Source organism: Synechococcus sp. R55.7 (assembly GCF_047461955.1).
GTDB lineage: Bacteria > Cyanobacteriota > Cyanobacteriia > Thermostichales > Thermostichaceae > Thermostichus.
In genome coordinates this window covers 1-4,679 of the sequence record NZ_JANSIC010000209.1, presented here as the reverse complement: position 1 = coordinate 4,679, position 4,679 = coordinate 1, and the positions used below count along the sequence as shown (strand labels likewise).

Sequence of the window (4,679 nt, the reverse complement as noted above, 5' to 3'; positions counted from 1 at the left end):
CTGACAATGCGCTCTTCCGGTTGGTAGCTAAAGGCGAGGCGCAGGGCGTGCTCCCCTTGGCCATCGGCAAAGCAGTGGGTGCCCGGCAGGAAGGTGACCCCCAGGGCGCGAGTAGCCTGCAACAAGGTGCTGGCGCTTAGGGAAGGGGGCAGCTCACACCAGACGAAAAATCCACCCCCAGGGGCCTCCACCTTGACTTCGGGCGGAAAATATTGAGCGATGGCCTCCAGCATCACCTGGCACTTTTCTCGGTAGCGACGGGTGAGGAGTTGAATGTGGCTTTGCAGACGGCCCTCCCCGCAATAGCGGGCCACCACCCGGCCCAAAAAGGGCCCCAGGGATCCCTCGCTGCGAAACATCTCCAAGCGGCGGATGATCTCAGGGTGACCACAGGCCCAGCCCACCCGTACTCCCGGCACCACAATCTTGGAGAAGGTGCCCACATGAAGAACCCAGCCTTCCCGATCCAGCGCAGCCAAACTGGGCAAGGGATCCCCGGCAAAGCGCAGGTCGTAGTAGGCCTCGTCCTCCACCACCACCACACCGTACTCAGCTGCCAACTGCACCAATTTCTGCCGCCGTGGCCCAGAGAGGGTGCAGCCTTTGGGGTTTTGGAAGGTGGGAATGGTATAGACAAATCGGGGGCGGATCCCTTGGCGAGCCAGATCGCGCAGCACCTCTTCCAGGCGATCCACCACCATGCCTTCCCCATCCACCGGAATCGAGATCAGACGCGCTCCTGCCGCCGCAAAACGGCTGACAGCCCCCATGAAGGTGGGCCCTTCCACAATGACTACATCCCCCGGCTCCACGAAGACCTGAGGCAACAGGCCGAGGATCTGCCCAGAGCCATAGCCGATCAGTAGGTTTTCCGGCTGGGCCTCTACCCCTCTATCCCGCATCAACTGCAGCACCACGTTGATCAGCCCGGCAAACGTGCCGCCGTAATTGAGGGCATTGTCCCCATCCTCTGCCAACACCTCCGCCGTGGCCCGCGCCAAGTCGGCCTTGGGGAACAGACGCGGATCCGCCAGCCCAAAGGTAAAACTGGTAACCACTGGCACCGCCCCTGGGATCTCCGCCCCGAAAGGAGAAGGGATCACAGCCTGAGCCCGTTGGGCAAAAAGGGTTTGCAACAAGGGCCGCGAAGTGCTACGCGGTGCCGATGCGGACGAGGTCTGGGTCATGGCAAGCAAGAGAAAGAATACCTTAGGCCAATGCCTGCCACGATAACAAGAAAGAACTGCCCAGGAGTAGGGATCCCAAAACCCGCCGCCAGCTCCGGTAGGGGATCTCAGCCAAGACGCCGCCGGCGCTCAGGCATAGGAAGGGGAGCACCACCAAACCCCAGCGAGCACTTTGCTGCAGGGTGTTCACTTGGGGATCCCAAAACCATGTCGCCAGCGCCCCCATCCAGAGGACATGGCCCAAACCGGCCAAGCTGAGCAGGGCTTGCTGCCGTTCTGCCCAGGGCCAGCCCAACCGCACCAAGCTCAACCCCAAGGGCAGCATCAAAGTAGCCAAAACGGCCAAGCCACCTTGGGAGCTGAGAGGATAGGGAATCACCTCAGCAGAGGTAGCCGGCAAATTAAACCGTCCCAGCCAGGAAAGCCCCATCACCAGCAGCAGCAAAAGCAGTCCTGATATTCCGAGCCGCTGACGCGAACGCAACGGTTGCCGTGGCCACTGCTGGCTCGTCCACAGCCCCGCCCAGAGCAGAGCCAAGGGCCAAACCTTATAAGACAGGGCACAAGCTAAGGCCAGACCCCACCAGCGCAAGGTGGATCCCGGCCCAACACCACAACTGCAAAGCAAAACCAGGCTGCCCAAAATCTCGCTGCCTGGCTCCAACCCTTGGGTCAACACCCAGGGGCTGAGTCCCCATAGACCGGCACTCCAGAAGTTGCCCCAGCTCCAGCACAACAGCAGAATGGCCAAGCAGGCCATAGCTGAGAAGATGTGCAGGATCCCTTCAGCCGAGATCCCGGTTCCCTGAGCCAGCCAGGGCAGTAGCCTGTCGGCAAAAGCGCTCCGCACCACTGACGCGAACGAGTGGTAGAGAGGCAGTTCCGGTTGGACAAAAGTCAGGGATCCCTCAGAACTGCTCACCGGCAAAACGCGCCACCACTGCAGAGGAGCCGGTTGCCCCCAAGAGCGGAGTCGCTGCCCCAAAAGAAGGCCCATCCCTCCCCATAGCAGCCAGTGGCCCATGAAACCAAAACCAACCAAACGCCGACGGCGATGGTTGTCCCTGTTGGAGGAGCTCAGGCGGGGAAATGAGCCGCGGGGCAGCCGCTTGCCCGGGCGGGGTGTGGCGGGGGGAAACTTCATGGGTAAACCCTAGCCTGTTCGCATGAGCAGTGCAGAACACTATCCCTACACGGGGTGGGCCCTCGACCGGCAGCAGAACATCCAACGCCCTCTACTCTTGGCCGGTTGGGGAGAAAAAGTGCCCCTTCGTTACTTCCAAAAGAGAATCTCCCCGCGTGACATACTCCCGCACTCATGCTGACGCAAAGCGCTCCGCGCCGCTAGAGAGAAGGTCTAGTCAACTCTAGATCGCCCGTCAAGGGGCAACCCGACTGTTGCCAGCGGCGGATGGCCTGGGCAGTGAGTCCATTCGTTACATCGCGAATGGGGATCCCCGATCCGGTTACCTGCAGACGCACCAACCGCCAGGGATCCCCAGGAGCAGCCCGCAGGACATAAGCCTCGTAGGCCAGTTGCAGGGTTTCGCTGCGCCGACCGGCCAAGGAGTTGCCCTCCTTTTGGGGGTGTTGGGGCAAGACCAAGCGGCGCTCCAGCGTGGTGAAATACAGCCGAAAAGCTTCTGGCGAAACAGCAGTTGCGGTGTCCGGCAAAACCGGAGCCAGCTCCTGTTGGCGTAAGCGGGCCGGAGACCCTGGAGAGAGCATTTCAACCTCCGGCTTCCCCACCAGCACAACCTGAAACTCAGAGCGGGAGCGGCTCAAGGCCAGATTGAGAAACAAAGGCAACTGCTCCGTTAGAGCCTCAGCCCAAACCTGAGGAGCAGCCAGGCAAGTTTCCCCTCTTGCCGGAACGAAATGCTCCGCACCCCTAACGCGCCCAGGAGTGCTGACCAGGCCCAAAACCACCGACAAACCGACTCCTAGCCAACATCTCCTGCCGGATCCAGCCGGCCTTTTTTCAGGGATCCACTGCACAAGCCTACGGCGTCGTTGCATTACAGAACTACCCCAATAACATCGGGCATCTCCCCACACCCTCACCCGGCAGCATCCCATGAGGCTTGGAAGCGCCGCAAGGCGGCCACGGGATCGGGAGAAGCGGTGATGGGGCGGCCCACCACCAAATAATCGGCTCCTGCCCGCAGAGCTTCGTCGGGCGTGCAGATGCGCTGTTGATCCTCCTCTCCATCCCCCGCCTTGGCTTGGCCCAGACGGATCCCAGGAGTAACCAGCAAAACCTCCGGCCCCAAAGCTTGGCGCAACCGCGAGACCTCCTGAGGAGAGCAAACCAGTCCAGTAAAGCCTTGAGCTTGAGCCAGCCGGGCCAAATGCAACACATAGTCGGCGGGATCCATCTCGATGCCCAGTTCCTGTCGCACCTGCGGGGGGCTGATGCTGGTTAAGAGGGTAACCGCCAATAGTCGACAAGAACTGCCCTGGGCGGCTGCCACGGCTGCCCGCAACATGGCACTGCCGCCGGCAGCATGGACGGTGAGCAGATCCACTCCATAGCTGACGGCCACCGCCGTGGCCCTCCCCACGGTGTGGGGAATGTCGTGCAGCTTCAAATCCAGAAAAATGCGCTTGCCCCTTTCCTTGAGAGCCTGCAGAATGGGAAAACCCGCAGCAGTGAACAACTCCAGGCCCACCTTCCACCACAGCACCTGCGGCAAAGAGTCCACCCACTTCAAAGCCTGCTCTTGAGAAGAGGTATCCAGCGCAACAATCAGGCGGTCACCCTTCATCGGGGCTCATTCCGGGGCTCATAGTGGGGACAGCCCTCACAGGGGCCGCAGGGGTTGACGGCGCAGCGCAACTCTGGAGAATGGGCATTGTAGCGGCAGGTGGGATCCCCGATGTATTCTGGCGGCGAAGCCACGTAAGTGTAAACAACCACACCCCCAAATCCTATCGGGCTGACGAAGAAACGACTGGTGGTGAAAGATTCGCCAGAAGGGTTGAGGGTTTCCTCAAAGGGTTCTGGCTCAGGCTCCAGCTCCACTTCCTCCTCCAGATTCCAGAGGGCTTCCCACTGCCTAAGGGTTTCCTGTAAAGGCACAGCCAAGTGCTCTGCCAGCTCCATCAGGGCAGTCTCCAAAGAGGCCAAACTTTCTTCGGCCACTTGGGCAAAGGCTGCAACCCATTCCTCCAAAAGTTTCTCAAAATCCATGCAGCAGCGACCTAGAGGCTCCTTCTTCACCTTACCGCCAGCCTGGGCAACCTTTAACTTCCTCCCCGGCAAACGGCATCCACTAGAGCTTGATTCACCAATGGAAACAGCTCCGCCAGTTCTTCTGTGGATAGGTTTCCGGTACAGACATTGGCGCGAATATGCCACTCTGCCCACATTTGCGCCGAAGGAGCAGCAGGATCCCGGCCCTCCTCAGAACCTGAACCGCCCACAGGTACCCGAGGGAGGCTGCGTCCCGACCCAAGGTTCAGTTGCAGTACGCTGTCACGGTTGATGCC

6 protein-coding genes are annotated in these 4,679 nt (G+C 60.7%); all 6 read right to left on the bottom strand.

Going from position 1 to position 4,679, the window contains the following annotated elements:
• Positions 1-1,139: PLP-dependent aminotransferase family protein (locus NW820_RS10370; RefSeq protein WP_414407436.1), on the bottom strand; the 1,139-nt coding region annotated here is incomplete at its 3' end.
• A gap of 70 nt (positions 1,140-1,209) precedes the next feature.
• Positions 1,210-2,184 (bottom strand): hypothetical protein, encoded by a 975-nt coding sequence (locus tag NW820_RS10365; protein ID WP_414407435.1) that lies wholly within the window; start codon positions 2,182-2,184, stop codon positions 1,210-1,212.
• A gap of 347 nt (positions 2,185-2,531) precedes the next feature.
• Entirely contained in the window at positions 2,532-3,116 is a 585-nt protein-coding gene (locus tag NW820_RS10360) for a hypothetical protein (protein WP_414344494.1), read from the bottom strand.
• 131 nt (positions 3,117-3,247) lie between these two features.
• Positions 3,248-3,955 carry an orotidine-5'-phosphate decarboxylase gene (pyrF, locus tag NW820_RS10355; protein ID WP_414407434.1) on the bottom strand — a complete coding sequence of 236 codons (708 nt, stop codon included), beginning with the start codon at positions 3,953-3,955 and terminating at the stop codon, positions 3,248-3,250.
• Positions 3,952-4,380 (bottom strand): DUF6464 family protein, encoded by a 429-nt coding sequence (locus NW820_RS10350; RefSeq protein WP_369791761.1) that lies wholly within the window; start codon positions 4,378-4,380, stop codon positions 3,952-3,954. Before NW820_RS10350 ends, pyrF begins: the two co-directional genes overlap by 4 nt.
• Positions 4,381-4,433: 53 nt before the next feature.
• Positions 4,434-4,679 (bottom strand): hypothetical protein (locus NW820_RS10345; protein ID WP_414407433.1); only part of this gene is annotated, 246 nt, incomplete at its 5' end.